The sequence below is a fragment of the Streptoverticillium reticulum genome, from assembly GCF_047456005.1.
GTDB classification, from domain to species: Bacteria; Actinomycetota; Actinomycetes; order Streptomycetales; family Streptomycetaceae; genus Streptomyces; species Streptomyces reticulum.
On record NZ_CP179755.1, the window covers coordinates 3,329,001 to 3,355,703 of the forward strand.

At 69.2% G+C, this 26,703-nt stretch carries 22 protein-coding genes and 3 pseudogenes; 8 read left to right on the forward strand and 17 right to left on the reverse strand.

Annotated elements, in window-relative coordinates:
* Positions 1-67: 67 nt before the first annotated feature.
* Positions 68-532: pseudogene (locus tag ACMATS_RS14930) on the forward strand (GNAT family N-acetyltransferase); the annotation flags it as partial.
* 12 nt (positions 533-544) lie between these two features.
* On the opposite strand, the gene ACMATS_RS14935 reads toward ACMATS_RS14930, so the two are convergent.
* The 8 genes from ACMATS_RS14935 to ACMATS_RS14970 all read right to left on the reverse strand — a co-directional run bounded on the left by ACMATS_RS14935 (position 545) and on the right by ACMATS_RS14970 (position 11,508).
* The gene (locus ACMATS_RS14935; RefSeq protein ID WP_414168144.1) at positions 545-2,269 is read right to left on the reverse strand and encodes an ABC transporter ATP-binding protein; all 1,725 of its coding nucleotides are present in this window, start codon (positions 2,267-2,269) and stop codon (positions 545-547) included.
* Positions 2,266-4,038, reverse strand: a complete 1,773-nt coding sequence (locus ACMATS_RS14940) for an ABC transporter ATP-binding protein (protein ID WP_414168145.1) — start codon at positions 4,036-4,038, stop codon at positions 2,266-2,268. Before ACMATS_RS14940 ends, ACMATS_RS14935 begins: the two co-directional genes overlap by 4 nt.
* Before the next feature lie 75 nt (positions 4,039-4,113).
* The gene (locus ACMATS_RS14945) at positions 4,114-4,224 is read right to left on the reverse strand and encodes a SapB/AmfS family lanthipeptide (RefSeq protein ID WP_390776185.1); all 111 of its coding nucleotides are present in this window, start codon (positions 4,222-4,224) and stop codon (positions 4,114-4,116) included.
* A gap of 55 nt (positions 4,225-4,279) precedes the next feature.
* Positions 4,280-4,390, reverse strand: coding sequence for a SapB/AmfS family lanthipeptide (locus ACMATS_RS14950; RefSeq protein WP_390776184.1), 111 nt, complete (start codon positions 4,388-4,390; stop codon positions 4,280-4,282).
* Between the two features lie 108 nt (positions 4,391-4,498).
* On the reverse strand, positions 4,499-7,150 hold the full coding sequence (lanKC, locus tag ACMATS_RS14955; protein WP_414168146.1) for a class III lanthionine synthetase LanKC: 2,652 nt from the start codon (positions 7,148-7,150) through the stop codon (positions 4,499-4,501).
* A 199-nt stretch (positions 7,151-7,349) separates the two neighbouring features.
* Positions 7,350-9,281: an FtsX-like permease family protein gene (locus tag ACMATS_RS14960; RefSeq protein ID WP_414168147.1), complete on the reverse strand. Its 1,932-nt coding sequence runs from the start codon at positions 9,279-9,281 to the stop codon at positions 7,350-7,352.
* A gap of 5 nt (positions 9,282-9,286) precedes the next feature.
* The gene (locus ACMATS_RS14965; protein ID WP_390776772.1) at positions 9,287-10,000 is read right to left on the reverse strand and encodes an ABC transporter ATP-binding protein; all 714 of its coding nucleotides are present in this window, start codon (positions 9,998-10,000) and stop codon (positions 9,287-9,289) included.
* A gap of 287 nt (positions 10,001-10,287) precedes the next feature.
* Positions 10,288-11,508: a S8 family serine peptidase gene (locus ACMATS_RS14970; protein WP_414168148.1), complete on the reverse strand. Its 1,221-nt coding sequence runs from the start codon at positions 11,506-11,508 to the stop codon at positions 10,288-10,290.
* Positions 11,509-12,263: 755 nt separating this feature from the next.
* Between ACMATS_RS14970 and ACMATS_RS14975 the strand changes: the two genes are divergently transcribed.
* Positions 12,264-12,812, forward strand: a complete 549-nt coding sequence (locus tag ACMATS_RS14975; protein ID WP_390776180.1) for a DNA-binding response regulator — start codon at positions 12,264-12,266, stop codon at positions 12,810-12,812.
* Positions 12,813-12,883: 71 nt separating this feature from the next.
* Here ACMATS_RS14975 and ACMATS_RS14980 read toward each other — a convergent pair whose 3' ends face one another.
* The gene (locus tag ACMATS_RS14980; protein ID WP_390776179.1) at positions 12,884-13,279 is read right to left on the reverse strand and encodes a hypothetical protein; all 396 of its coding nucleotides are present in this window, start codon (positions 13,277-13,279) and stop codon (positions 12,884-12,886) included.
* A gap of 187 nt (positions 13,280-13,466) precedes the next feature.
* Here ACMATS_RS14980 and ACMATS_RS14985 point away from each other — a divergent pair, with 187 nt between their 5' ends.
* The 4 genes from ACMATS_RS14985 to ACMATS_RS15000 all read left to right on the forward strand — a co-directional run bounded on the left by ACMATS_RS14985 (position 13,467) and on the right by ACMATS_RS15000 (position 15,861).
* The gene (locus tag ACMATS_RS14985) at positions 13,467-13,667 is read left to right on the forward strand and encodes a DUF4287 domain-containing protein (RefSeq protein ID WP_390776178.1); all 201 of its coding nucleotides are present in this window, start codon (positions 13,467-13,469) and stop codon (positions 13,665-13,667) included.
* Positions 13,668-13,742: 75 nt separating this feature from the next.
* Complete coding sequence (locus ACMATS_RS14990) at positions 13,743-15,203, forward strand: alpha/beta hydrolase (protein WP_390776177.1); 1,461 nt, start codon at positions 13,743-13,745, stop codon at positions 15,201-15,203.
* A 177-nt stretch (positions 15,204-15,380) separates the two neighbouring features.
* A complete protein-coding gene (locus ACMATS_RS14995; protein WP_390776176.1) occupies positions 15,381-15,593 on the forward strand; it encodes a hypothetical protein in 213 nt (70 codons plus the stop codon).
* 103 nt (positions 15,594-15,696) lie between these two features.
* A complete protein-coding gene (locus ACMATS_RS15000) occupies positions 15,697-15,861 on the forward strand; it encodes a rod shape-determining protein (RefSeq protein WP_390776175.1) in 165 nt (54 codons plus the stop codon).
* A gap of 73 nt (positions 15,862-15,934) precedes the next feature.
* Here ACMATS_RS15000 and ACMATS_RS15005 read toward each other — a convergent pair whose 3' ends face one another.
* The 5 genes and pseudogenes from ACMATS_RS15005 to ACMATS_RS15025 all read right to left on the reverse strand — a co-directional run bounded on the left by ACMATS_RS15005 (position 15,935) and on the right by ACMATS_RS15025 (position 21,722).
* Positions 15,935-16,816, reverse strand: a complete 882-nt coding sequence (locus tag ACMATS_RS15005; protein WP_390776174.1) for an IS5 family transposase — start codon at positions 16,814-16,816, stop codon at positions 15,935-15,937.
* Between the two features lie 53 nt (positions 16,817-16,869).
* A pseudogene (locus ACMATS_RS15010) lies at positions 16,870-17,043 on the reverse strand (integrase core domain-containing protein); the annotation flags it as partial.
* Between the two features lie 103 nt (positions 17,044-17,146).
* On the reverse strand, positions 17,147-18,949 hold the full coding sequence (locus tag ACMATS_RS15015; protein ID WP_414168149.1) for a reverse transcriptase domain-containing protein: 1,803 nt from the start codon (positions 18,947-18,949) through the stop codon (positions 17,147-17,149).
* A 536-nt stretch (positions 18,950-19,485) separates the two neighbouring features.
* Positions 19,486-20,265, reverse strand: a pseudogene (locus ACMATS_RS15020) (IS481 family transposase); the annotation flags it as partial.
* 1,094 nt (positions 20,266-21,359) lie between these two features.
* Positions 21,360-21,722: an STAS domain-containing protein gene (locus tag ACMATS_RS15025; RefSeq protein WP_390782160.1), complete on the reverse strand. Its 363-nt coding sequence runs from the start codon at positions 21,720-21,722 to the stop codon at positions 21,360-21,362.
* Positions 21,723-22,261: 539 nt separating this feature from the next.
* Between ACMATS_RS15025 and ACMATS_RS15030 the strand changes: the two genes are divergently transcribed.
* A complete protein-coding gene (locus ACMATS_RS15030; protein WP_414168150.1) occupies positions 22,262-22,744 on the forward strand; it encodes a hypothetical protein in 483 nt (160 codons plus the stop codon).
* Between the two features lie 5 nt (positions 22,745-22,749).
* A complete protein-coding gene (locus ACMATS_RS15035; RefSeq protein WP_390782158.1) occupies positions 22,750-23,481 on the forward strand; it encodes a GAF and ANTAR domain-containing protein in 732 nt (243 codons plus the stop codon).
* Positions 23,482-24,325: 844 nt separating this feature from the next.
* Here ACMATS_RS15035 and ACMATS_RS15040 read toward each other — a convergent pair.
* The 3 genes from ACMATS_RS15040 to ACMATS_RS15050 form a co-directional block, all read right to left on the reverse strand.
* Positions 24,326-24,466: a hypothetical protein gene (locus tag ACMATS_RS15040; protein WP_391156964.1), complete on the reverse strand. Its 141-nt coding sequence runs from the start codon at positions 24,464-24,466 to the stop codon at positions 24,326-24,328.
* A gap of 183 nt (positions 24,467-24,649) precedes the next feature.
* Positions 24,650-24,865 carry a hypothetical protein gene (locus tag ACMATS_RS15045; RefSeq protein WP_336416138.1) on the reverse strand — a complete coding sequence of 72 codons (216 nt, stop codon included), beginning with the start codon at positions 24,863-24,865 and terminating at the stop codon, positions 24,650-24,652.
* 44 nt (positions 24,866-24,909) lie between these two features.
* On the reverse strand, positions 24,910-26,547 hold the full coding sequence (locus ACMATS_RS15050; protein ID WP_390782156.1) for a methylmalonyl-CoA mutase: 1,638 nt from the start codon (positions 26,545-26,547) through the stop codon (positions 24,910-24,912).
* Positions 26,548-26,703: the final 156 nt, after the last annotated feature.

Consider the following 26,703-nt stretch of genomic DNA (forward strand, 5'->3'; position numbering starts at 1 on the left):
CCTCCGCCACGTCCCGCGAGGAGAGGACCACGGCAATTCACTTGATCACCTCTCCTATCGTCGCCACATGACGACCACCACCCGCCTTGAGCCCATCACCCCCGCCAACTTCGACGCCGCAACAGCCCTGAAGGTCCGCCCCGACCAGGAGCACCTGGTCTCACCCGTGGTGAAGTCCCTGGCCGAGGCCTACATCCACCCCGACACCGCGTGGCCCCGTCTCGTCCTCGACGGCGACCGGGCCGTCGGCTTCCTCATGGCCTTCTTCGATATCGACTTCGCCGGCGACGGCACGGGCACCGACATCCGTTCCGGCCTCTGGCGCCTCAACATCGCCGCCGGCGAACAGGGCCGCGGCTACGGCCGCTTCGCCGTCGAGTCCGTCGCCGCCGAGATCCGACGGCGCGGTGGCACCCGCCTCACCACCACCTGGCACCCGGGCGAGGACGGCCCCGGAGGGTTCTACCTCGGTCTCGGCTTCCGGGCGACGGGCGAGACGAGCGGGGAACAGCGGGTGGGTGAGCTGGACTTGGGTGTGCCGACCTCACACCGCATCCGCGTGCCACAAGCCGACCAGGTCACGGTAGAGCGGCGATGCGGCGAGCATCTCGGCGTGGGTGCCCGTGCGGACCTGTGAGCCGTCCATCACCATCACGCGGTCCGCGGCCCGGGCGGAGCTGATGCGGTGAGCCACGACGACGAGCGTCCCCCCGCGTCGGCGCAGGGCCTCCTCGGCGCAGGCCTCCGTTGCCGGGTCGAGGTGGCACGTCGCCTCGTCCAGGATGAGCAGGCGTGCGGGCGATGCGTGGGCGCGGGCCAGTGCGATCAGCTGGCGTTCGCCGGAGGAGAGGCGGTCGGGGTCCAGGACGCCGTCCAACCCGCCTATGCGGTCGGCGAGTTCGTGCAGACCCATCTTCTCCACCGCCTCGGCCAGCCGTCCTTCTTCGGCCTCCCCCTGGCACAGGTACGCCAGGTTCTCGCGGAGAGTGCCCGTGAACACGTAGGCCTCCTGGGGGAGGTACGCACGGCGCTCCGGGGGAATGTCGCGCAGGGGTGCGCCGTCCATCGTGACGTGCCCGCGCGTGGGCGTGCGGGTGCCGGCCATGACGGCGGCCAAGGTCGACTTGCCGATGCCGCTGGGGCCCACGACGGCCAGGTGTTCTCCCGGTGTCACGTGCAGGCTCAGGTCCGTGAGCACGTCGTTGCCGCCTGCGGCGTAGGCGAAGGACACGTGGTCCAGGGTCACTGCCGCGCCCCCGCCCGTACCCGTGTCGCCGTCCACTGCCGGTCCCGGCGCGTCGACCGCGGGTTCCTCGCCGCCCTCCAGGATGCGACCCAGTGTGACGAACAGGCGCACACCGGTCGTCCCAAGCCCCTGGACGAGGGCCTGTACGGCGGGGCGCAGGCTCTGCGCCACGTAGGTCAGCACGCCCAGCACCGTCCCCGCACTCGTCCCGGCGTCCCCCCACCGCGCCCACACCAGGACGAGGACCAGCGGCAGCCAGCCGCTCAGGCCCAGGACGACGGTCCGCACGGCGTTCAGACGGGCCAGCAGTTCCTCGGCCCGGGCCGTCTCCCGTGCTGCGGCCTCCAGCCTGCGGAAGGCCGGTTCCTCCGTGCCGCAGGCGGTCACATCACGTAAGGAGGACGCCAACTCGCCCGCTTTCTGAGCCAGTTCCTCCGAGGCGACGGCGGCGCGCAGCTGCGCACGGGCGACCTTGCGCAGGGACAGCACGTAGCAGGCCACCGACACGATCACCGGGGCGAAGATCAATGCCGCTGCGGCGCCGTCCAGCGTCAGCGTGCCGATGCACACTCCTGCGAACGTGAAGGCGAAACGGCTGACCACCGTGATCAGGGTGCCCACCGCCTCACGGACGATCTCGACCTGTCGTGTCATACGGGCCACCCCGGACAGGTCCTGGCGCCAGTGATCGTCGTGCGTCGCCCGGCGCAGGGACGCTGCGACCGTGTACGCGACCAGCGCGTCCCGCAGGGGTTCGACGATCGCCGCGGTGCGTGCCAGCGCGCCCCTGGCGCCATAGGCGCCGACGGCGGCGCAGGCGGCGAGGGCCACCAGCCACAGCACGCCCACGACCGGTGCGCCGTCGAGGAATCCCGTGTCGACGGACAGCGCCACCAGCCGGCCCGAGAGCAGGGCCGGGACGGTCTCGACGCCCGTCCACAGGAGGACGCGGGCCGCATCCGACGGGGAGCGGCGCAGCCAGGACCACAGGTACCTGCGGCTCACGGTCCACGCGGCGCTCATCCCGCGGCTCCCCGGGTCCCGGGGACGGCCGACGTCGCCGCCGCCGGCTGGAAGACCGCCCGGTACTCCGCCTGCCGCCACAGCTCCCGGTGGGTGCCGACGGCGCGCACCTGGCCGTTCTCGAGCCAGACCACGCGGTCGGCGCGGGCCGCGCTCGACACCCGGTGGGCGACGATCACCCGTGTCGTGCCCGCCCTTCCGGCGGCCAGTGCCTGGTCGATCTCGTGTTCCGTGGCCATGTCGAGACTGGAGGTCGCGTCGTCGAGCAGGAGCAGCCGGGCCGGTCGCACGAAGGCCCGGGCCAGGCCGAGGCGCTGGATCTCGCCGCCGGACAGGGCTGCGTCCCCCAGCGGGGTGGCATATCCGGCGGGCAGTCTGTCGATGAACGACTCGGCCCGCGCCAGGCGGGCCGCGTGCACCACGTCCCGGTGGGGGACGCCGGGCGCGGCGGCGACGGCTTCGGCGACGTCCTGCCCGAACAGGCGGGGCCTTTCGAAGGCGAAGGCCACCTGGTGGCGCAGCACGTCCTTGGGCAGGCGGGCGATGGGGACTCCGTCCAGGAGCACGTCGCCGTGGTCGGGGTCGAGGAGCCTGCCCAACAGTGCGGTGACCGTGGACTTGCCCGCGCCCGACCTGCCGACCAGTGCAGTGACGCGGCCGGGCTCCACGGTCAGTCCGACGCCGTCGAGGGCCTGCCGTCCGGCGCGACATACGCGCACCCCCCTGAGCTCCACGCGGGCGCCGGGTGCGGGGGACGGCACGGGCGAAGGCACATCCGGGTGTCCGTCCGGCGATTCAGGCGGCCCGTATCGCATGGGCTCCAAGTCCGTGACCGTGCCGAGGCGTTCGGCGCCGGACCTGGCTCGTGCCAGTTGGCCCAGGAACATCATCGACATGCCCAGCCCCGTGCCCATGGCCGCGTACTCGGCAGCAGCCAGCATCTGCCCGGGGGTGATGCGGCCCTGAGCGAGAGCGAGCCCGGCGGTGGCGATCACCGCGATCTGTACGAGCGGAAACAGCACGGTGCTCCGGGCGACCGTCCGCCCCTGGAGTCGCCACAGGGCCTCGCCGCTGCGGCGCAGGTTCGGCAACGGCCGGAGAATGCGCTCCTGTTCACGGGCAGCGGTGTCGGACGCCGCGATCGTACGTGCCCCGCCCAGGGCTTCCGTCAGCCGCTCGGAGATCTCGCTCTGGTCGGCCAGATAGCGCGTCACCAGCCGGGAGCTGTCCGTGGCGAAGGTCTTCAGGCACCAGGCCGCCACCGGCAGGCCGCAGGTGAAGACCGCACCCACCCACAGGTCCGTCCACCACAGCGCGCACATGCTCACGACGGCAGGCGCCGCGGAGAAGCCGAGCCAGACGGCGGCGTTGGTCCCCGCGGAGGCCGCCGCCGCACTCTCCAGGAGGAGTGCGGCGAATCCGCCGGACCGGGTGGCTCCCCCTCCGTACGGGCCGGCGTCCAGCAGTCGGCGCGTGGCTATGCGGCGGAGCAGGAGGGCGGAGCGGGCCTGGACGACACCGGCCGTCCAGTCGCTGAGCGCCTCGGTGCTCACGTACACGGCCACCAGCGCCGCGCAGCACAGCAGCCACGGCACGAAGTCGTCGTGGCCGGTCAGGGAGTCGACGGTGCGTCCGAGGACAGCCGGCAGGGCGAGTTGGGCGGCGGTGCTCGCGATGTTGGCGAGTACGAGGAGCGCCGTCCGGGCAGCGGCGGCACGCGCTGCCGTGCGCAGCAGCCGGGCGCCCGGTCCTGGACCCAGTACCGGCATGGTGTGGCTCCTGATGTCGCGGCGAGCCGCGTGGACGCAGACGTCCACGCGGCTCGCGTGTGATGAACCGGCGGGTCAGTTGCAGAACACGTAGCTGGAGTTGCTGCAGTTTTCGCTGTTGTTGCTCATGGGCGCCATGTCGTCACCCGCGGGCTGCTCAAGTCCCTGAAGGTCAAGCAGAGCCATGGTCGTTCCTCCTGTCGATTCGAAAACTGTCATCGGTCGGTACGGGACCGCCGGATCAGTTGCAGGCGATCCAGCTGGAGTTGCTGCAGTTCTTGCTCGTGCTGCTCATGGGCGCCATCTCGTCGCCCTCCGGCTGCTCAAGTCCCTGGAGGTCAAGCAGAGCCATGGTCGTTCTCCTTTCGCTGATCGGTCGAACATGGGGATTTCACGACCCCTTCCGCCGGTTGCCCTTGCGTGGCGTGGCCGGGGAAAGGGAGCTGAGGGTGCGGGCCGCTCACGAGGCGGTGCCGCGCGGCACCGATGGGGCGGCCAGGAAGGGCAGGCCGACCCGGCCGTCGTGTGCTGCGGCCGCCAGGGCCAGCAGGATTCCGGCGGAACCGGTCGCCAGGTCCATGGACAGGCGCATCAGCATCTCGCCGGGGAAGGCCGCGTCGCCGCCGAAGGGCAGCGTGTGCAGGCCTAGCAGCTTGACCTGCTGGGCGAGGTCATGTGCCGTTCGCTCGTCGCCCGGTCGGGCGCCGGCCCGCTGGGCGAGGTGAAGGATCATGCCGGCCCGGCCGTTGAAGAGGTTCGGCTGCACGTAGAACTGGGAGCAGGCGGCCTCGGCGATGGCGTCGGAGGACCGGATCAGGTCCTCCTCCGGCCGGTGGCTCAGATACCGGTCGAGGACCGGTCCGATGCCGACGCTGCCGGTGGCCAGGTAGGGCATGGTCCGCCAGCCCTCGTCCACGTGCATCATGCCGTTGTCCCGTGTGACGCACCGGCGCAGGTCCTGGCCCAGCGCCGTGCGGGCTGCCGCCAACAGGGCGCTGTCGGCGGTGCGTTCGTACAAGTGCAGGAGGAACAGTGCCGTGCCGGAACCGCCGCGGAGCAGACCCGCGTACGGGTGGGTTCCGCCGCTCGTGGCGGGCACGGAGTCCTCGGTGCCCAGGCGTTCGACGACCAGGCCGGCCGCATGCTGTGCGGCGCGCAGGTAGTCGGCGTCTCCCGTTGCCTCCTCGAAGGCGAGCAGGTTGAGTCCGATGCCGGCGAGTCCGCTCCGCAGGTCGTTGCCCAGGCCCTCCCACCTCTCCTTGAGGCAGAGGCCGACGAGTTCCTCGGCGGTGTCCGCGTACCCCAGCTTCAGCAGCGCGTACGCGACGCCGTGCCGTCCGTCGTACAGGCCGAGCCGGTCCTCCGGCCGCGGTTGCAGGGCCCGGCGTTCGAGCCACCGGTCGAACTCCGGGGGGTACGAGCAGCCGGCATCGGACAGGGCGAGGAGGACGCCGGCGGCTCCGTGCATGAGGTTCAGGCCGCCGGTGTGGAACTGCTCGATGTCGCCGGGGAAGAGGCGGTCGTCCCGCTGCGGGGTGGCGCTGCGCACGATGGCGCGGGCGATCGAGTCGCGCAGCAGGGGCCAGTCCTCCGGCCCGGTTGCCAGGGGTGGCAGGTGCGCGGTGGTGGCGGCACCGGCGCCGGGCATGCGCCCGGTCCGGGTACGCAGGAACTCCGTCGCCTCCCGCTCGGGCACGCCCATGATGTCCGCGACGGCCTTTTCCAGGTATCCCGGCGGTACGGGGAAATTCCGCCGGATCTCCTCGGCGAAGTCTGCCACTTTGCCCATGTCGTGGCGCAGCAGTGTGGTAAGCGGCAGGAAAAGAGCCAGCCGCAGACAGCCCAGGGCATAGCGGTCGTGCTCGAATCCGGCACGGTCCATCGGGGCAGAATAGGCCGGGTTGACGAGGGAGGGCTTGAAGTTCTCGGTGTCCTCGGAGGCCACCTCGTAGTCGATCAACGAGACCCGTCCGTCCTCGCTCACCAGGATGTTGAACGGGTGCAGGTCCCCGAAGACGATGCCTCGTTCGTGAATGCGGTCGACGGCCTCTTCCACCTGCCGGGAGATGCCGACGGCCCATTCGGTGAAGGACTTCGCCTCGGCCGCGGACGTCTCCCGCTCGTTGAGCGGGCAGCGGTGCGCGAACATTTTGCTGAGCGTGTCGCCCTCGACGAATTCCTGGACGAGGAACTCGTGGCCGCCCCACTCGAAGTAGTCGAGGACCTCCGGCACCGCGGCGATGCCGCGCAGGCGCTCCAGAATGTGCCGTTCATGCCGCAGCCTGGTCACCGCATCGGTGGAGTCCGCACTGAGGCCGGCGTACGGACGGGCCTCCTTGAGGATCACCTTGCGGCCGGTCCTGCGGTCCCGGGCCTGGTAGATCCCGCCCCCGTTCGAGAAGTGCACCGCATTCTCGACGGTGTAGCCGATGTCGTCCGCGGTGCCCTTGCTGCGCGCTTCGAGGTGGGGGCGCAGGAAGCCGGGGAGTTCGACCCATTCCGGGACATGGAAGACCGGATCCCGCCGGTCGGGCACGAGCTCTCCCCGGTCGTTCTCGATCGCGCCGACCAGGGCTCCGGTGTCCGAGAGGCAGTGCCGTCCGACGAACCCCCCGTAGCGCACGTACAGGGGACCGTCGCCCCAGCGCAGGTCGCTGAGGATGTACGGCCCTTCCTGGCCTTCGAGTTCGGCGGCGAGGTCTTCGAGGATGCGCTGGAACATCTCCTCGTCGAGCGGATAGATCGTGATGAACTTGCCGCTCGCCCCGCGGTCGGCGTACTTCAGATTCCGGTTGAACAGCGCCTGGCGGTTCGCCAGGTATTTGAAGGAGATCCCACGGGGTATGCAGTAACGGAGGACAGTCTCCAGGACGGTGTCGGCATTTCCCTTGTGCGCGGAGGCGTGTATCTTCCAGCCCTGGTCGGGGAGTTGCAGGCCGGGAGGATTGCAGACGAGCCAGTCGCCCATCGCGGTCTTCTGCCAGCCGGACGGCAGCGGGATTCCGTCCGCGACAAAGGACTGCTCACGCAGCTCCTCCTCGCTCGCGGTGTTTTCCGGCAGGTCGTAGAAGTGGCGATCGGCCATGCAGTAGACGTCGTACCGCTTGTCCACTATTCCCCCTGCCCAAGCGTTCGGTTTCTTCCCGGCATTAACAATGATCGCCGGACCGGGCGGGGCGGGACAAGCGTGAAATCCACGGTTTGCTCCGTGGATTGTCCACGGTCGGCAGGCAGTTGCCGTGCACCGGAATACGAAGAGCGGGGCGGCGGTTGCCCGCCACCCCGCATCGGTCTGCCTCGGGCAGCCGCAGTCATTCCGCTCCGCGCAGCGCGTCCTCCGGCCGCTGTCTCAGGGCGATGCGGGTGACCGTCACTCCGGTCGCCAGGGCCAGGGCCCCGGCACCGGCCAGGATGAGGAAGGTGGTCGAGGCCGGCAGGTACGGGTCGGCGGAGCCGGTGAGTGCCTTGGCCGCAGCCACGAGCACCGCCGCGGCGACGGCGGCGCCGACCGCCAGCGCGGCCGCGACGGTGACGAGGTGCTCCAGCCGCATCATGCGGACGACCTGCCTCCGGGTCGCCCCGACCAGGCGCAGCAGCGCGAACTCGCGTGACCGCTCCATCGTCGTCATCACCAGCGTGTTCACGACGGAGATGGAGGTGAAGAGGGTGACCACACCGAGGAGCAGATAGGTTGCGGTCATCGAGCGGTTCTGCGCCTCGCGGGCCTCGGCCCGGCGCTCCGCCCGGTCCTGCACCTGCCAGCCGGGGTGCTCGGTACGGAGCGCGGCCAGCCCGTGGGCGACCATGCCATCCTCGCCGGGGAGACTGCGCACGTACACCATGACGTCATCGGGCCATTCGCGGTCCAGGTGCGGGGCTGCGAGCCGCTCGGGCACGAGCACGTCCCCGAAGCCCCGGCTGCGGGTGTAGAGGCCGACGACGCGCACCTGCTGGACACTGTCGTCCTCCATCTCCAGCTGCAGCCCGTCGCCGACCTGTACGCCGACCTGATGGGCGAGGCCGGTACTCAACGCCACGTCGTGCGCCCCGAGTTCCGGCAGGCCACCGTCCTGTGCGCCCAGGTCCAGCACCCGGTCCAGCCGCCCGCCGGAGACGGCCTGGGTCACCGCGCCGGGATGCCGGGTGCCGGACCCGGCGATCACGTCGACGAAGGTCCCGGTGACGCCGACGGCCGTCCCGGTGCCGGGCAGCCGTGCGACGTCGGCCACCGGCCCGTTCTCCGCGATCCCGGAAGGCACCTCCTTGCCGGGCACGCGCACGAGGTGGTCGGCCACCAGACGCCCCTGGTCCTGCCGTTGGAGCTCGTGCCATTTCATCTCCGGCACGAACAACGCCACGGCGGCGAACGCCACGGTGAGGGCGAGCGGGGTCACCGCGGCGGCCAGCCTGTGGTGACCGGTGCGGAGGTTCGCCCGCACCAGCAGGCCCACCGTGGGGAAGAGCACCCGGCACAGCAGCCCGCACACGGCCCCGGCCAGCCGGCCGATCCACGGCCCGAGCAGGGCCACGGCCACGAGGAGGACCATGACCATGGACGTCGCCGTGTTGGTCTGGTCCGACCCCCGGGAATCCGCGATCGCCGTGAGTCCCCACAGTCCGCCGCCGAGCACGGCCAGCCCGACGGCGGCGCGGACCACCCCGAGCCGCCGCCTCGGCACCACCGCCTCGCCCAGTGCCTCGATGGCCTGGACACGTGCGGCGCGGCGGCCCCCCGCCCACACCGCGGCCTCGGCGGTCGCCCAGCACACCCCCACCGCGGACAGGAGACTCACCGGGCCGAAGTCGAGCGAGAAGGAACCCGGGAGCATCCCCTGCGAGGTGAGCTGCGCCCGCATGGCCAGGGCGAGCAGCACGCCCAAGCCGCAGCCGGGCGGTGCCGCGGCCACGGTGACCACCAGCGCCTCGTAGGCCACCAGGCGGCGGATCTGGCCCGGGGTGGCGGCGATCGCCCGCAACAGGGCGATCTCGCGCAGCCGTTGGCGCACGGACAGCGAGAAGGTGCCCGCCACGGCGAACGCCGCGACGAACAGGCAGATGAAGCCGAACGGCACGGCGAAGGACACCACGTCGGGGCCGCCGTCCCCGGCACCGGCCCGGCTGCCGGACTCCAGCAGCACTGCGCATGCCGTGACCAGTGCCTGTGCGCAGACCATGGCGACGTAGGAGCCGGCGAAGGAGACCTTGCGGAACCGCACCGTCCACCAGGCGAGTCGAAGGAGCACGGCGCTCAGCCCTCCAGCCGCGTCATCCGCCCGGCGACCGCCTCGGCCGTCGGGCTGTGCAGCACCTCGATGATGCGCCCGTCGACGAGCAGCAGCACGGCGTCCGCGTACGAGGCCGCCACGGGGTCGTGTGTGACCATGAGGACGGTCTGGCCCGTCTCGTGCACCAGGCGGCGCAGCAGTTCCAGGACGGCGCGCCCGGTGGTGGTGTCCAGCGCCCCCGTCGGCTCGTCGGCGAACACCACCTCCGGCCGGGTGATCAGGGCCCGGGCGATGGCCACCCGCTGCTGCTGGCCGCCGGAGAGCTCGCCGGGGCGGTGCCTGCGGCGTTCGGACAGGCCCGTGCTGTCCACGAGTTGTTCGAGCCACTGCTTGTCCAGGCGCAGCCGGCGACCGGCCAGCCGTACCGGGAGCGTGATGTTCTGTTCCGCGGTGAGTGCGGGCAGCAGGTTGAAGCCCTGGAAGACGAAGCCGATGCGCTCGCGGCGCAGTTCGGTCAGTGCGGTCTCGCTCAGGCCGCCCAGGTCACGGTCGCCGATCTCGACGGTGCCGCGGTCGGGGCGTTGCAGCCCGGAGGCGCAGTGCAGGAAGGTGCTCTTGCCGGAGCCCGAGGGGCCCATGACGGCGGTGAAGCTGCCGCGGGGGAGCTCGGCGGACACGTCGTCGAGGGCAGTGACGGCGTTGCGGCCGCTGCCGTGCGTCTTGGTGACGCCCGTCAGCCGTACGGCCCAGGTCCGGGCGCCGGGATCCGGCGCGGGGCGGGGGGTGGGGGCTCCGGCCCACCCCTGGGGTAAGCCCGGATGGGGCGTCCCCCGGTCGGGCTGCCCGATGCGGTCGGTGCCCGTGCTGACGTGCTCGTCCACGCTGTCCTTCCCCTGCCGGTCGGTCGGTGCTCGGCGGCGGTGGCGTCACCGGCGGCGCCGAGTCTCAAATACTGCTCGTCCTAGCACAGTTGGTGCAGACGCAGCACATCGGCAGGTACCGGGACAGCGTCGTTACGGCTCGATCACGCCATGTCCGCCTCGTGGGCCAGCGCCCGGGTGAAGCGGTCCAGTGCCACGGTGCCCCATCCGCTGGCGGTGTCGTATCCGGGCCCCGCGGCGAACCCCCGTACCCCGCCGAAGGAGTTGTCCCCCTCGGTGACGTCGACGATCCCGTTCGCCGCCGCGCCGCGCCGCCCCAGCCGGTACAGCGCGGGATTGATGTCGCCCAGCGGGCCGTTGTGGCGCTGCACCGCCAGCGCCAGGACACCCGCGAACAGCGGGGCCGCCTGCGACGTTCCGCTGGCGCCCTGCATGGTCACGTCCGGCACCGAACGCCCGTCGGCGCCGTCGTCCACGACCCGGGACTGCCAGGCGGGGCGAGGGAACAGCGCCGAGCGGCCCGCCCCCGACCTGGGCCAGAGCGTGTCGGGGGACGTGCGCCGCCCGCTCGCGTCCACGTGCAGCTGCACCCCGCCCACGGCGGTCACGAGCGGGTCGGAGGCCGGCCAGGCCACGACGCGGTGGGAGTGCACGCGGTCCTGACGGTCCCGGAGCGGTCCGGTGGGCCCGTGGTCGCCCGAGGAGGCGACCAGGGTGATGCCGGCGCGGCGGGCCCTCTCGAACGCCTTGCGGTACGCGGGAATCGAGTGCGGGTCGCGGAAGTTCTCCTCGGGCGAACCGAAGCTCATCGACACCACGTCGGCCAGCCGGTGCCGGGTGATGTGGTCCAGGGCGCGCATCATCTCGGGCATCCCCGTCTCCCCCTGGGTCTCGTCGACCGGGGTCGCCGCGATCAGGATGCGGGCCCGCGGGGCCATTGTGTGGATCATCGCGACGTCGATGCGGGTCTCCGACTCCCAGGTGCGGCAGTTACCGGTGTTCACTCCGGGATCGGTGCACGTGGGGACCTTTCCCGCGGGTTCGATGCGCCGGATGTCGGCGGGCGGCAGCCCGTACTGGCGGTCGTAGTCGGCCATGAACTCCCCGACGCGGGGGTCCCCGTACGAGACGAGGACGGCGACGGTCGCGCCCCGGCCCGTGATGCCGTTGCGCCACAACTCCTGGGCACCGTATGGGATTGCCAGCGACGGCTCCTTCGGCCCGTCCGGCGGGGTGGACGCGAAGGCCGGCGCGACCGCGCCTCCGGGGCCGGCCACCGCCCACAGCAACAGCACGGCGGAACAGCAGCCGGCGGCCGCGCGCCGCAGCACGACGCGGGTGACGGCGCGGGTGTTCCTCAGCATCGGTGTCCCCTCCCCCGGCGCCCGTCCGCTCCGGCGCCTTTGTCGACACCCCCTTGATACCTCTTTGATCGGCACGGGCACCCACACACCGCCCATCGGGCGCGAAAACCATGGGTTTTCCACGGTCCATAACATGGCCGAAATCCGTATCCGGAACACCATCGAAGTGCATGTACACCCCAATGCAGCCCACATGTAACGTTGTTGACACCGGCAAAGCGGCTGCCTACTGTCCATGGTGCGGATCAGATCAACCTTGCCCGGACACGGATCCCCGGTAATCCACGGCCAGTTGACCATTGTGGTGCCTTGGGGAAGTGTCCGGAGGGGTGGCACGGGGGAAGGGATTTTATGATGCGCGTTTTCGGCTGCTTATTTCGGCTCGTCAGCACAGGCGAAGCCACCGGCCCGCCCCGCGGGGCGCCGGGCCGCCCCTGACCGGCCGCAGCCTCTCCATCTTCCGCAGCCTTGCTCTGCTTTTGCCTGCCCGTTCCACTCTGCAGCCACTCGGCAGCGAGATTGTCCGATTACGGAGCAGGCCCGCCGAGGTATTCCGATGATTTTCGTCTACGGGAGGACGGGAATTGATGAGCGGTGCATGCCTCACCGAAACGGTGGTCGCCGACCGATGTCCTTGCACTGCCCCGGAGTTGTGCCGATGCACCGGCCGGGGCGACCCGGCCGATCCGGGGCAGGGCATCATCGAGTTGTTCGTTCTGGCCAAAGGAGCGCTGCCGCGCGGGGCCATCTCAGCCATGCTGGCATCCCAGGCGGACATCCGGGTCCTGGGCGAGGCCGGCGACCCGGCCTCGGCCCGGCCCGTCCCCGGCCTGCGGCGGCCGGACGTCCTGCTGGTGTTCCTGGACAGCGCGGAGCGCGAGGAGATCGCCGTGCTCGACGGCGTGCGCCGGACCTTCGGCCGGCGGCCGGTCCTGCTGGTGATCCGCAGCCTCTCCCCCGGCGGCGCGCGCCGGGCACTGGCCGCCGATCCGGCCGGGGTTGTCACCGAGGACGCGTCGCCGCAGACGCTCATCGAGGCGATCAAGCATGTGAAGAACGGCCGGAGGGCCGTCGCACCGGACGTCGCCCTGCTGGCCAGCGCGAGCACGCCCAGCCCCTTCACCCCGCGGGAGACGGAGATCCTGGCACTCGCCGCCGAGGGCGAAGGCCCCGCGGAGACGGCCCGGCGCCTCCACTTGTCGGCCGGCACCGTGCGCAACCACCTCCTGTCGGCCGTGCAGAAGACCGGGGCGCGCAACCGCCTCGACGCGATACGGATAGCCCGGCGCAAGGGCTGGCTGTGAACCCGCACACCACCCCGCCCCCGCCCGCAGGCCGGGCGGTGCCGCCGCGCCGCCCGGCCTCGCACGGCGGGTCAGCCGCAGTCGCTCACCATGGAGCCGACCGGGGCACCGCTCAGTTCCTTCGTGCCGAAGCCGGCGATCTCCTGCTCGGAACCGGCGAAGTGCGTCTGGTCGTTGAGGCGCACGATGCAGCCGAAGTCGTCGGGGATGGGGTTGTATGCCGAGCGGGGCGTGATCACGGGGTCGAGGGCGTCGACCTCGGGGAACGTGAAGCCGGTCTTGGTGACCTTGACGTTGACCCGGTAGAGGATCTTCCCGGTCTGGTGCGCGCCGCCGAAGAGGCAGAACTCGCCCTTGCGGCACGTGCCGGCCCCGGAATCGGCAGCGGTGGCGGCGGGGGCCGCGGAGGCCGTGAGGCCGATGACCGTCATGGCGGCCAGACCGAGGCGTAACGCGCGTCGCGACATGGTGAACTCCTTGGATCGGAAGAGGATCGGAAACGGATGGTCACATTCTGCACCCGACCCCCTACTCAAGATCAACACCAGACCGGCCGTCTTGACGGTTTCCAGTCGGCCTGAAGCCGCGCCCGCAAACGCCGGCAGCCGCTCCGGCCCCCGCGGCGCTGTCAGAGGGCCGTGTCATGCTGCCCGCATGACTGAGACCGTGAAGGGCCCCGCCAGCTATTTCCCCGCCATCGAGAAGAAGTACGGCCGCCCCGTGGCGGAGTGGAAGGACCTCATCCGTTCCTCGCCCCTGACCAAGCACATGGAGCTCGTCTCCTGGCTCAAGGCCGAGCACGGGCTGGGCCACGGGCACGCCAACGCCCTCGTGGCGCACACCCGTGCCGAGTGAGGGGGGATATCCCCACCCTTAGGGGATCGGCCAGCCGGATGGGCAAGTGCGCACCGCACAACCACACTTGCCCCCATGACCTTTCGCCGCACCCTCCTCCTCACCCTCTCCGCTACTGCCATAGCCGCCACCCTCACCGCACCCGCCGCCCACGCAGCAGCACCCCCTTCCCTCTCCTGGCACCCCTGCGACGGCGCCTCCGCCGCCGATGCCCGGGAGTGCGCCACCCTCCCCGTCCCCCTCGACTACCGCAAACCCGGCGGCGAGCAACTCCACATAGCAGTCAGCCGACTTCGCACCGATCAGCCCGCGCACCGCCGCGGCACCCTGCTGCTCATCGCCGGCGGGCCCGGGGGATCCGGGGTGGGCATGGTGAAGAACAGGGCGGAGCAGATCCGCAAGGAGACCGGTGGCGCGTACGACATCGTCGGGCTCGACCCGCGCGGGGTCGGCGGCAGCACCACCGCCGACTGCGGGCTCGACGAGAACGACCGGGACATCACCACCTACCGTTCCTGGCCCGCCCCCGACGGGAGCATCACCGCGAACGTCGAGCACTCCCGCCGCATCGCCGAGCAGTGCGCCCGCAACGGCGGTTCCGTCCTGCGCAGCATGTCCACCGCCAACGAGGTCCGCGACATCGAGCGGTTCCGGCAGGCCCTCGGCGAGCGGAAGCTGTCCGCGTACGGCGTCTCCTACGGGACGTACGTGGGCGCCGAGTACGCCCAGAAGTACCCGCAGCACACCGATCGTTGGGTGCTGGACAGCAACGACGACCCCGACCCGGAGCGCGTCGAGCGCGGCTGGCTGGCCAACATGGCCGTCGGCGCCGACGACCGCTTCCCCGATTTCGCCGCCTGGGCGGCCGAGCACGGCATCGCCCAACGCGCCGAGGACGTACGGCCGTTGTTCCTTTCCACCGCCGCGAAGCTCGACCGCGAGCCGAAGAAGTTCACGGACGGGCACCTCCTCACCGGCAATCTGCTGCGGCAGATGCTGCAGGGGGCCCTGTACTCCGACAAGCAGTTCCCGGACTTCGGCGACTTCTTCCGCGCGGCCCTCTCCGACCGGCCCCTGACCATGCCCCGTCCCGCGTACCTCACGCTGCAGCCGCGCGATGCGTCCGTGGGCATGGCGGTCATCTGCAACGACGCGCGCTGGCCGCGCTCCGTCGACTCCTACCGGCGCGCCGTCGCCGCCGACCGGGTCCGGCACCCGCTCACGGCCGGCATGCCGGCAAACGTCTCGGCGTGCACCTTCTGGGACCACGACCCGGCCGACAAACCCGCCCGCATCACCTCCGACGGGCCCTCCAACATCCTCATGGTGCAGAACCTGCGCGACCCCGCCACGCCGTACAGCGGTGCCCTGCAGATGCGCCGCGCCCTCGGAGACCGGGCCCGGCTCGTGTCCGTCGACGCCGGCGGGCACGGCTCGTACCTCGCCAACGGCAACGCCTGCGGGAACCGGAAGGTGACCGAGTTCCTGACGGACGGGAAGCGGCCGGCCCGCGACGTCCTCTGTCCCAAGGCCTAGGGCCTGTCCGATAGGTCACCCCATGCGGGCAGCGTCACTCGTTGATCTGGGGTTCTCCCATTCAAGAGTGCCCTTTTCAGCCAACCTTGCCGGCAAGTCTGGTCAACTCAATGACTCGGCCCTGATCATGATCGTTCCGGCGGGACCGGACTATCTCCAGCCAGGAAGGACACCCTCATGGACAACCGGGCAGAACCGTGGAACGGCCAGTCAGGAGCAGGACCATTCACAGTCATCTTTGACGGCAAGGTCTTCGAGAACAAGTGGTGGGTCGAAGCCTCCCACTGTCCGGGCAAGGCCCAGCAGGACCCGAACAACAACCCGTGGCGCGTCTTCCGTGATGCGACCTCGGAGGAGGTCGCATTGGGTAACCCGACGAACTGCGGTTGACAAGGCCACCGGACAGGTTGGATCAAGAAGGTAAGGTAACGCAGTTACCAACATGCCTGAGGTGGGGCCCATCGGTCCCTGACCAGAGGATGGGAGAAGTCATATGAATCTGGGCGCGCACAAGGTTTTCGTAGAGGAAGAAGTGAAGATGGCCGCGCTTGGGGGCGGTATCGACATTTACAAACCTGCGGGAAATCTGGTCAACGCCATAGAGGGTGGCACCACTGACGCAGCGGTCCTTGCCGAGGAGGATGCCGACCAGCATTAACTGACTGCTGGAAAGGCTGTGCCTAGCGCGTCACTTCATCAGCACCAAGGCGCCAATCCGTGACTGTCGGCAGTCATGAGCGGAGCCAAAGGCGTACGGCCGCGACGGTCACGGTGCCGTGGAAGACGTATGCCCGCTTGTCGAACCGCATGGCTACGGCCCGGAAGCCCTTGAGGGCGTTGATCGTCCGTTCCACCTCGTTGCGGCGCTTGTAGACCGCTGCGTCGAAACCGGCGGGCCGACCGCCCTCGCTGCCTCGGCGCTGCCGGTTGGCCCGCTGGTCTTTGCGTTCGGGGATAGTGTGCTTGATGTGCCGACGGCGTAAGTAGTGCCGGTTACCCCGGGAGCTGTACGCCTTATCGCCGCTGACGTGGTCGGGCCGCGTGCGCGGATGCCCTCCGGCGGGGCGGGCAACACGGATGCGTTCGAGCACAGGGATCAATTGCGGGGCATCACCCCACTGGCCCGGCGTGATGGTGAATGCCAGGGGACGTCTGCCTCCGTCACAGGCCAGATGGATCTTGCAGGTCAACCCGCCCCGGGAGCGGCCCAGGGCCTCGTCGTCACGGTGCTGAGTGGGTCGGCCACGCCGGCCCGGAACGCGTGGTGGGCGGTTACGGGCACCGGCGGCGTGCTGGTGAGCTCGGCAGGATGTCGAGTCCACACTGACCATGCTCCAGTCGATCCGGCCCTCCGCGTCAGCATCGGCCTGGATGGCCCGCAGGACCCTGTCCCATGTGCCGTCCGCTGACCAGCGACGGTGCCTGTCGTAGACCGTTTTCCACTTTCCGAAGCGTCGTGGCAGATCCCGCCAGGGGATACCCGTCCGCTGGCGGAAGAGAATGCCGTTGACCACCTTACGGTGGCTCTTCCACCGCCCACCCCGCCCCGTGTTCCTCGGCAAGTGCGGCTCCAGTTGAGCCCACTCTGCGTCGGATAGGTCACCCCGCCCCACGAGGATCGGAACGACATGAACACCGCCTGGTCACACGACCCGTCGGACACGCCCTAGCTGTATTGACCCGCAGGGTTGTTGACGCGGGTGATGGGTGGCTCGCCTCCGAGTGCGGTGTGGCATCGGTGGTGGTTGTAGGTGTGGAGGAAGTCTGCCAGGACTGCGGTGCGTTCGTCGTTGCTGGTGTAGGGCCGCAGATAGGCCCATTCGTCGAGCAGGGTGCGGGTAGGGTCGGCCGGACGACGAGGTGCCTGCTGAACAGGTCCTTTTCCGTCCGGCCTCCCACCGAACCGGCCATGCCCGTTTCCGGGCAGCACGGCTCTCCAGTGACTACTGCGTGCGCGTTGCAGTCGGTTTCCTCTGATGGATGCGGTCGTGACAACTGCCGCAGACCACAATGGACTTGCGGCGGCGCGCGACCATCATCTTCACCCAATCGGAGGATGCGTCACCGGCCTGTTGGAGCTTGTCGAGCGACTTGACGTGGTGGGCTTCCACCTCGCCCGGCTGCTTGCAGAGCTCGCATCTATTCGCAGCGAGCCGACGGATCAGCTCTTTATGCGGATAGACCGGACCGGTCAGACGGTCGGTCAACTCTGCCGTCTTCTGCCGCTTGAGAGGAATTCCCCCGAAGCGGGCGACCAGTTCTCTCCTGTTGTCTCGCGCCAAGGTGGCCTCGAAGCACGTGCGTGGCCCGTGCGGCGTCGTGATCTTGGCCTTGAAGCGGGCCGCCATCTTCGTCACCGACGAGCCGTGCTTTCTTGCCAGGGTCTTGAGCATGGAGGTCTCCATGACCCAGCGCAGCCGGTGAAGCCGCTGGACATCACTGGCCAGGAGGTAGTACTGGACAATGCCCCGGTACTCGATCCCATATTTGCCCACGATGACGTAGTCGGTCTCGTTGACGAGAGGGTTTCGGCACGCGGGTTTTCCGCGCGACAAGTACGGGACGCTCTTGGCCTTGACCACAGAGGCAGGCACATGCAGGACTACCGTTCCGCATACAGACCGGCGGTTTCGCCGGTCGCTTGCCGATGGCCGTCTCGTTTTCTGGTTCATGCTTGCTACTGAGATCTCGTAGCCGAGGAACTTCGCCCTCTTGGTGCGGGCATGAGTGATCAGCGTCTTCTCCTGCGACAGTTCCAGCTTGAGATCATCACGCAGGAACTTCGCGATCCGCTGCTTCACTTCCTCGGCTTCGGCCTTCGGCCCGACAAACCCGAGCAAGGTGTCATCGCAATACCGCACGTAGCGCAGTCTCCGATAGTTCGGATCATTCGGATCCTGGCTCGGGAGACTATGCAACCTCCGATAGAGGGACCGCACTTCAGCACGGTCACCTCGCCGGCGGGCACGTACGATCGCTTGCTCCACCTTCCGATACTCCGGATTACGCGCTCGGAGCTTCGCTCGGGTGTATTCAGGAATCAGGGATTTCTCGACGAACTCGTCCAGCTTGTGCAGGTAAATATTGGAGATCACGGGGGAAACGACGCCGCCCTGCGGAGCCCCGCTGAGTGTCGCGTTCCAGACCCAGTCCTCCAGGTATCCGGCCTCGAGCATGTTGCGCACCAGCCGCAGGAACCGCTGGTCATGGACCTTCTCGCCCAGCAACCGGAGCGTGACCTCATGGTCGAGGCTCCCGAAGCAGTCGGCGATGTCGCCCTCAATAAACCAGGTTGTTCCGGTCCAGGTGTTGGCCACCTCCCGCAGCGCGGTGTGGCAGCCCTTTCCTGGCCGGAAGCCGTGGGAGCGATCGGAGAAGGCAGGCTCGTAGTAAGCCTCCAAGAGGAGACGCATCACTTCGCCTACTAATTTATCCGTCCACGTTGGCAGACCTAGAGGCCGAGTATTTCCGCTCTGTTTCTTCGGGATATGAACTCGCCTCACCGGGCGGAATCGATAACGCTCGTGGCGCATCGCATCAATGATGCGGTCGATCTTCCGCACGGACATGCCGTCCACGGTTTCCTGCGTGACCCCAGGCGTCATCGCACCCTTGTTGGCATAGATGCGCCCGTAGGCCAGCAGATACAACTGCGGGTTGAACAGCTGTCGATACAGTTCCTCACACGGCAGACCGCGTCTGCCGCGCTCACGCAGGACACCCAACACCGTCTCGGCGCTCTGCATTTCGCATACCTCCCGACTTCGGGTGTCCGATCACCTGGGGCCCTTCGCCCGAATGTAGACGGCTTTCCCGCCCTCCCTGGCCGGTCGTTACTCCGGCGACTACTACGGCCCCTCCGTCACCATAGGGCTCGCGCCCGTTAGGCGATCCCACGTTCGTCCCTGTCGTACGTAATAGCGTGACGTAGGCGCCCCACTCATCTCCTTAAATGCCCTCACTGGGCATCGCTCCCTGTCCCGGAGGTTGCTTGGCCTTCTTTCACCGCGACCGCAGGACCGGCACCGGTTTCGGACGTCTTTCCGGTGGATGCGAACTTCCATCTCCTGGAGATTAGGGTTCAGGCAATTCAGCTTTCGCCATATCACGCGGGTCCCCCAGAGCACCGTCCCTGACGTCTGGACCCGGCCTCTGGTTAGCTGGCATGCTACGGTCCCCTTCACCTTTCGGATCCAGGTAAGCCATCAGACCCAGGAATATCCCTCCGAATTCCTCCCGGCTATACCGGGGATACGACCGGGCGCCTCGTGGCGCACTTGAAGCGTTCGACCTTGCCGTTGGTCTGGGGCCGGTAGGCGCGGGTGAGCTTGCCGGCCGCGCCGAGGTCGGCCAGGGCCTGTCTCCAGGCCAGGCCCTTGCGGTAGGCCCAGGCGTTGTCCGTGAGCACCTGCTCGATCCGGGTGATGCCGTGCGCGTGGAAGAACGTGGCCGCGCGGGTGAGGAAACCCGCGCAGGTCGCGGCCTTCTCGTCGGGGTGGATCTCGCTGTAGGCCAGGCGGGAGTGGTCGTCGACGGCGGAGTGGATGTAGTCGAATCCCATACCGCTGCGGGTGGTGCGGCCGGCCTGGCGGCCCAGGGCCTTGTGTCCGCCGCCGTCGGGGATACGCCCGAGCTTCTTAACGTCCACGTGGATCAGCTCGCCGGGACGTTCGCGTTCGTAGCGGCGGATGACCTGGCCGGTGGGCCGGTCGATCCAGGCCAGCCGGTGCAGTGCGTGACGGGTGAGTATCCGGTGCACGGTCGAGGTGGGCAGGCCCAGGATCGGACCGATCCGGGCCGGGCCCAGCTTCCGTGTCGTTCTCAGCTCGCATACCCGGGCTTCGACGGCGGCGGGCGTGCGGTGCGGGGTCGTGCGCGGCCTGCTGGAGCGGTCCCGCAGTCCCGGCTCGCCCTCGGCCCGCCACCGGCGGACCCATTTGTGAGCTGTCGTCCGCGAGATGCCCATCTCCGCTGCGACATGTGCAACGGGGCGTCCGGAACAGACCCGTTCAATCAGGATCCGTCTGCCGTGAACGGTCAGCCGGGCATTACGGTGGGACACGAAGACCTCCGTGCGGTGAAGACTCGACACCTCCACCACACCGGAGGTCTTCGCCATGCTCAAGACCCACAGCTGTCAACAACGCTCGTGATCAATACACCTAGCCCCCAGGGCAGACCACCCGCGACCGCCTCCAGCCCCGCGGTAAGACCCTTGCTCTGCGATGAACGTTTGCAACCTGCGGCGCTCATTGGACCCCATCACTCTGCGGTTACGTTCCGTAGCGAGCGCGGTTACTGCGGAACGACAGTCGCCCCCCGACCGGGCACGCCCGCTACATATGAACGAATAAGCCCCTCCGTACGTACGACCCTGACCTGTCGAACAAGCCCTAGAGCCCCGGAAGATCCCTCTGCCGCAAGATCGTTCGAGTGCGTAGGGTTCGACTACCGGCTGCGAACAAGCCGATAGAGCGAGCCACGCTCGAACCACAGATCGTCACAGCAGCACAGCACAGAGGGGGGAATCTTCGGCATGGTCAGCGTTACGAACAACATCAGCGGAAGTGGCAGGGTCGGAGTAGCGATCCAAGGGGTCGACATCGAGGTCGTCACTGACGGCAGAGACGTCACCGTCAACGGAATGCGGACCATGCCAGCAGCCTCAGCCACGGAGATCAGAGACGAAGTCGCCAAGCTCCGCGCGCAGATCGATCAGTCTGGACCCGTCTGGCGCTGCTGACGAAGGGCGAAGCAGCGGCCATCTACGCCATGCTCGCCCTTGCCGCCGGGATCAGCCCGGAGCTGGATGCCGTAGCCGAAGAACTTGCGGACCGTCTCTCGGCTCGGATCAAGGAGCACGAAGCCTGACACCGATGTCCACCACTGCACGGACGTGCCCTTCGAGGCGGCACGTCGTGGCCAGCGTGGAGACACGTGACGCGCCCTGGCAGATCGCCCTGAGCCTGCATTAGCTCGGCAACGCGCACTTGCACGGGACCCTGACCATGGTGGGCGAGGACAGCGGCCTTGTCGCCGGAGACCTGGACGACGCGTGGCAAACGATCCAGCACGCCGGCTCGTGGACATCCTCCCCCTGCGGGACGACCCCACCCCGCCCCACGGCGCTCATCTACCGGATGTGGGTCTGATGGGTCAGCCCTGGGGAAGGTCCCAGGCAGCGCGGGTGACCGTGGGGTAGCAGGGGAAGGTCTTGTCGAGCCCTGCCGCGGTCAGCAGGAGGTGCACCGAGGGGTGTGTGTAGGAGAGCCGGATCCAGCCGCCGCCCTCGTGGAGCTCCGCCCGGGTGGGACAGATGACGGCCAGCAGGGCGCAGTCCGCGAAGGTGACTTCCGTGAGGTCGAGGATGACGCGGGGTGGCCGGACGGCCGAACGCAGGGCCTGGAGGAGGTCGTTCGCCACCGTCGGCATGGTGCGCAGGTCGAGCTCGCCGGAAGCGGTGACCAGTTGGTATGGGGTCTGCTTTTTGCCCCGCTGAAACAGATAGACGTCTGACATGTAGCTGTCGCCCCCTGCGTGGATCGTGCACTGGATCTGCGATGTCTGCACGCCGGGGTCTGGGGCGTTCGGTCAGCAGGGTGCCACTGCCGCGGGGCGGGCAGGCGGCAGAGTACGCAATCTGCGGTCTCATGGCCAAAGCCCTTTACTACTTGGCGTTACCTGTCGATATTTTGTCGGGTGATCGTGGAGGGGGGATGTGGCCGAGAGCTGGCGTAGCTCGCTGTCGTCCCTTCCGCTACATTGAGCGCACGGCACCGTGGCCTGATGCGGGTGCTCGATGAGCCCGACCACCAAAGCGTGAGGGCATGATCAGTGACCGCATGGCCAAGATTCTGTGTTACCTGTACAGCGCGGACCGCGGTGACCTCTCCGCGTGATCGCCGAAACGCCGGACGCCGACGGCTCGGCGGTTTCCATCGCGCTGGGGACAGGGGACTCCCCCGAGCCCCTGTGCTCTGTCGGCGGCGTGATGGCCACTCTCGCCGAGCTGCAGCTCGCGTTCGAGGAGGGCCCCGAGCCTGGAAGCCTGCGCCTCGATGGGGCTGGTGTCCGATCTCGCCTCGGTCCGCTCAGACCGTCGGCCCCTGCTGCGTGCCGTCGCTGAGCTCGCGGTGGCCGCGGTCTTCCGTTTCCCGCTGGGCCTCGGAGCCGCCCGGATCGGCATCCTGACCGTGGTGCGTTCACGCCCCAGCCCGCTGTCCCCCCTTGAGCAGATGGATGATGCACTTGCCCTGGCGCCCGCGCTCACCAGGCTGTTCCTCGACGGTTCCAACGATCCGGCGGCCCCGCTGCCGGCCGAAGCGCCGGGCGCATGGCAGCGGGCCGTGGCGCACCAGGCAGCGGGCAGGCCAGCGTTCAGCTCTTCCGTGCCGCTGACAACGGCGCTGCTGCGCCTGCGGGTTGCCGCCTTCGGCCACAACGAGTCGCTCACCGAGCCGGCCCGGGCCGCCGTCTCCCGCCGGCTGCGGTTCGGCGACCCTTCCGACGGGGCAACAACGCCCGATGAGAGCAAGGAATGAGGAGAATGTCCCGCCAACAACAGGTAACTGAAGTATTCGTAGAGCTGGCGGACACCTTGGTCGACGACTTCGACGTCATCGAGTTCCTCCAGAGACTGTCCGCCCGGTGCGTGACCCTTCTGGATGTCTCGGCTGCAGGGATCCTGCTCGCGGACCCTCACGACAGGCTGCAGATCATCGCAGCGTCCGACGAGAACACCCGGCTGCTGGAGCTGTTCGCCCTCCAGCACGACCAGGGTCCCTGTGTGGAGTGCTACGCCCGGGGCACCGCCCGGCTCGACATCGATCTGGCCGGTCCGTCCATGCTGGAGCAATGGCCCCAGTTCACGCGCCGGGCACGGGAGGCCGGCTTTGCCTCCGCCCATGCCCTCCCGCTGCGGCTGCGGCAGCACGTGGTGGGAGCACTGAACCTGTTCCACACCGAATCCACGGTGCTGGGCAGCGAGAACTCCGCCCTGGCCCAGGCGCTGGCGGACATCGCCACCATCGGCATCCTGCAACAGCGCACCCTGGAGCAGTCCCAGACCGAACGGAGCCAGCTGCAGGCGGCCCTCACCAGTCGCGTCGTCATCGAGCAGGCCAAGGGCGTCATAGCCGAGCGCTGGGGCACTTCCCCCGACCGGGCCTTCACCTCGATCCGCTCCTACGCCCGCGCCCACCAGTTACAGATCTCCGAACTCGCCCGCCGGATCGTCACCGGAGAGGTACCCGGCCTGCTCATGCCCGCCAACGGCTGACACGACAGCAGCGAAGGACCAGTTCACCGCTACGCCCGCATGAAGTGCGCGGCGGGGTGCGGCCAGTACCACGGCCGCCACAGCCACCGGCCGGTCGTACATCAGCGGATGTCCCGCGGGGACGGACCGCCTCGCAGCGGCCCTCCAGGCCGCCTGCGAGGGTGCACTGCCGCTGAAGCTGGCAGCGCCCGGGCCAGGGAGCCGGTGGACGCTGCTGCCGAGCAGGGGTCCCCTGCCAGCCTTTTCTGCCGGGGAGTTGAGGGTTGCCGGGTATGTACGGCAACCCGGCCGTACCAGCTGGAGACAGGGCCCGCAGACCGGGTTGCCGGATCGCGCCTGCTGATGCACTGTGCTTCGTAACGGGTTCCGTACAGGCTGAAAGGGTCGGCCGCCGCCGGGAGGAGAACCGATGGCTGACGGCGGCCGGGCACCGGGGGGCGGGGCTCCTTTCCCCGCGCCCCGGCACGATCCGCCCTTCCTGGAAGACGCCGGCACCACGCGGGAGACACCTGCCGAGCGCTCGGGGAGGGCGGAGCCGGAGCCGCATGTGCGCTGCCGGGCGCGGCTCCGACCGTCCTGGGGAGAGATGGCCTCGGGGTCTGGGAGAGCCGGGCCGGACAGCTGGCTGCCTGGTCCTGCGGTGGAGGCTAGAGCGCTCCGGCACAGCGGGCAAGCACTGGGCCGGATTCTGCCCTGCGGACAGTGAGATTGAGACAACGCATAGGAGCCGATGCCGCTTGCGGCCCCTTTCTGCCATCGCGTTGATGAGGTACATGGTGAGACCGCCGAATATGACGACAGAGATCGTCACAAGCTGCCCGCCGACCCCCGCCTAGCTATAGGGCTACTCGTCGGACTCGGGCTCAGCAGCAGTGTTGTCGTCTGCTCCGCGCTTGCCGCTTTCTGAGACTGCGGCAGTGTCGACTTCGGGCGCCTGCTCCTCACGGCCCTTCAGCAGCCCCTTGAGCTTGTCCAACACACTCATCATGGCCTCCTCGTGGTGACTGTGCGAATTGCCCTTCTCCCCAGGAAAGCCACCACGCACACGACATCCCCACTCGACTACTCCATACGGGTGACGACCACCGAAGACCACCAGCCCGGTACTGGGCCTGCGTGCCTCACGGCCTGGTAACACGATTCGTCGGACACGCCCTAGCCCCAAGGCCTAGAACAGCTGCTGCTGCCCCGCCATCGGCGGCTCCTCCGGGTCGAAGAGCCGCGGCTCCGTCGACAGCAGCGGGGCCGAGCGGCGCGAGCCGGGGCAGGAGGTCAGTTCGTAGGAGACGACACGGCGGCCGGGCGGGTCGTGACGGGCGTAGCGGCCGCCGACGACGGCGATCTCGCGGGAGCAAACGGGGCAGGCCCGGCGGGGTGAGGACATCTCACCAGTGTGACCCACGCGCGGAGGGCCCCGGACCAGGGGCGTCAGACCGACTCCCCCGGGGTGTACGCGCCCCACACCTCGCGCAGCGCCCCGCACACCTCGCCCACCGTGGCGCGGGCGCGCAGGGCGTCCTTCATCGGGTACAGGATGTTCGCCCCTTTCCCCCCCTTCCCCTCGGCCGTCCTGCGCAGCTTCCCCAGCGCCGCAGTCACCGCCTTGCCGTCCCGCTCCGCCCGCAGGCGTTCCAGGCGTTCGCGCTGGCGGGCCTCGATGGCGGGGTCCACGCGCAGGGGCTCGTACGGTTCTTCCTCCTCCAGGCGGAAACGGTTGACGCCGACGACCACCCGGTCGCCGTTGTCCGTCTGTTGCGCGATCCGGTACGCGTTGCGCTCGATCTCGTTCTTCTGGAATCCGCGCTCGATGGCGGCGACGGCGCCGCCGAGCGACTCCACCTCGTCCATGAGTTCCAGGGCCGCGCCCTCGATGTCGTCCGTCATGGACTCGACCGCGTACGAACCGGCGAACGGGTCGACCGTCGCCGTCACATCGGTCTCGTGGGCCAGAACCTGCTGCGTGCGCAGGGCGAGCCGGGCGGCCTTGTCCGTGGGCAGGGCGATGGCCTCGTCGAAGGAGTTGGTGTGCAGGGACTGCGTGCCGCCCAGCACCGCGGCCAGGGCCTGGACGGTGACGCGGACCAGGTTCACCTCCGGCTGCTGCGCGGTCAGCTGCACGCCCGCTGTCTGCGTGTGGAAGCGCAGCATCTGCGACTTGGGGTTCTTCGCGCCGAACTCCTCCCGCATCAGCCGGGCCCACATCCGGCGCGCCGCACGGAACTTGGCGACCTCCTCCAGCAGCGTGGTGCGCGCGACGAAGAAGAAGGACAGGCGCGGGGCGAAGTCGTCGACGTCCATGCCGGCCGCCACGGCCGCGCGGACGTACTCGACGCCGTCGGCGAGGGTGAAGGCGATCTCCTGCGCGGGCGAGGCACCGGCCTCGGCCATGTGGTAGCCGGAGACGGAGATGCTGTTCCATCGGGGCAGCTCGGCCTGGCAGTAGCGGAAGATGTCGGCGGTCAGGCGCAGCGAGGGTGCGGGCGGGAAGATGTAGGTGCCGCGGGCGATGTACTCCTTGAGGACGTCGTTCTGGACGGTGCCGGTGAGGCGGTCGCCGGGGACACCCTGTTCCTCGGCGACGAGCTGGTAGAGCAACAGCAGCATCGCGGCAGGGGCGTTGATGGTCATCGACGTGGACACCTCGCCGAGCGGGATGCCGTCGAAGAGCACCCGCATGTCGTCGGCGGAGTCGACGGCCACTCCCACCCTGCCCACTTCGCCGCGGGCGAGCGGCGCGTCCGAGTCGTACCCCATCTGCGTGGGCAGGTCGAAGGCGACGGACAGGCCGGTGGTGCCGTGGGCGATGAGCTGCCGGTAGCGGGCGTTGGACTCGGCGGCGGTGCCGAAGCCGGCGTACTGGCGCATGGTCCAGGGGCGGCCGGTGTACATGGTGCGGTGGACACCGCGGGTGTAGGGGTACGCACCGGGTTCGCCCAGCTGTTTCCCGGGGTCCCAGGACGCGAGGTCCTGCGGGCCGTAGACCGGTTCGAGCGGCAGTCCGGACTCGCTCAGGCGGGACGTGTCCTCGACCTGCCCGAGCGGACCGGCTTCGGATTCGTGTGCCATGGCTTCACTCCTCCCACAGCCACTGTAGGCGCGGGCGTCCCGTGCGGGGCCGGGACACGAGGAGGGAGGAGGGGGGCGCGGGCAGGACCGGGGGAAGAGTCCCGCCCGCGCCACATGCGAGGAGCCGACGGTATGGGGGGAACTCCGGCTCCTGCG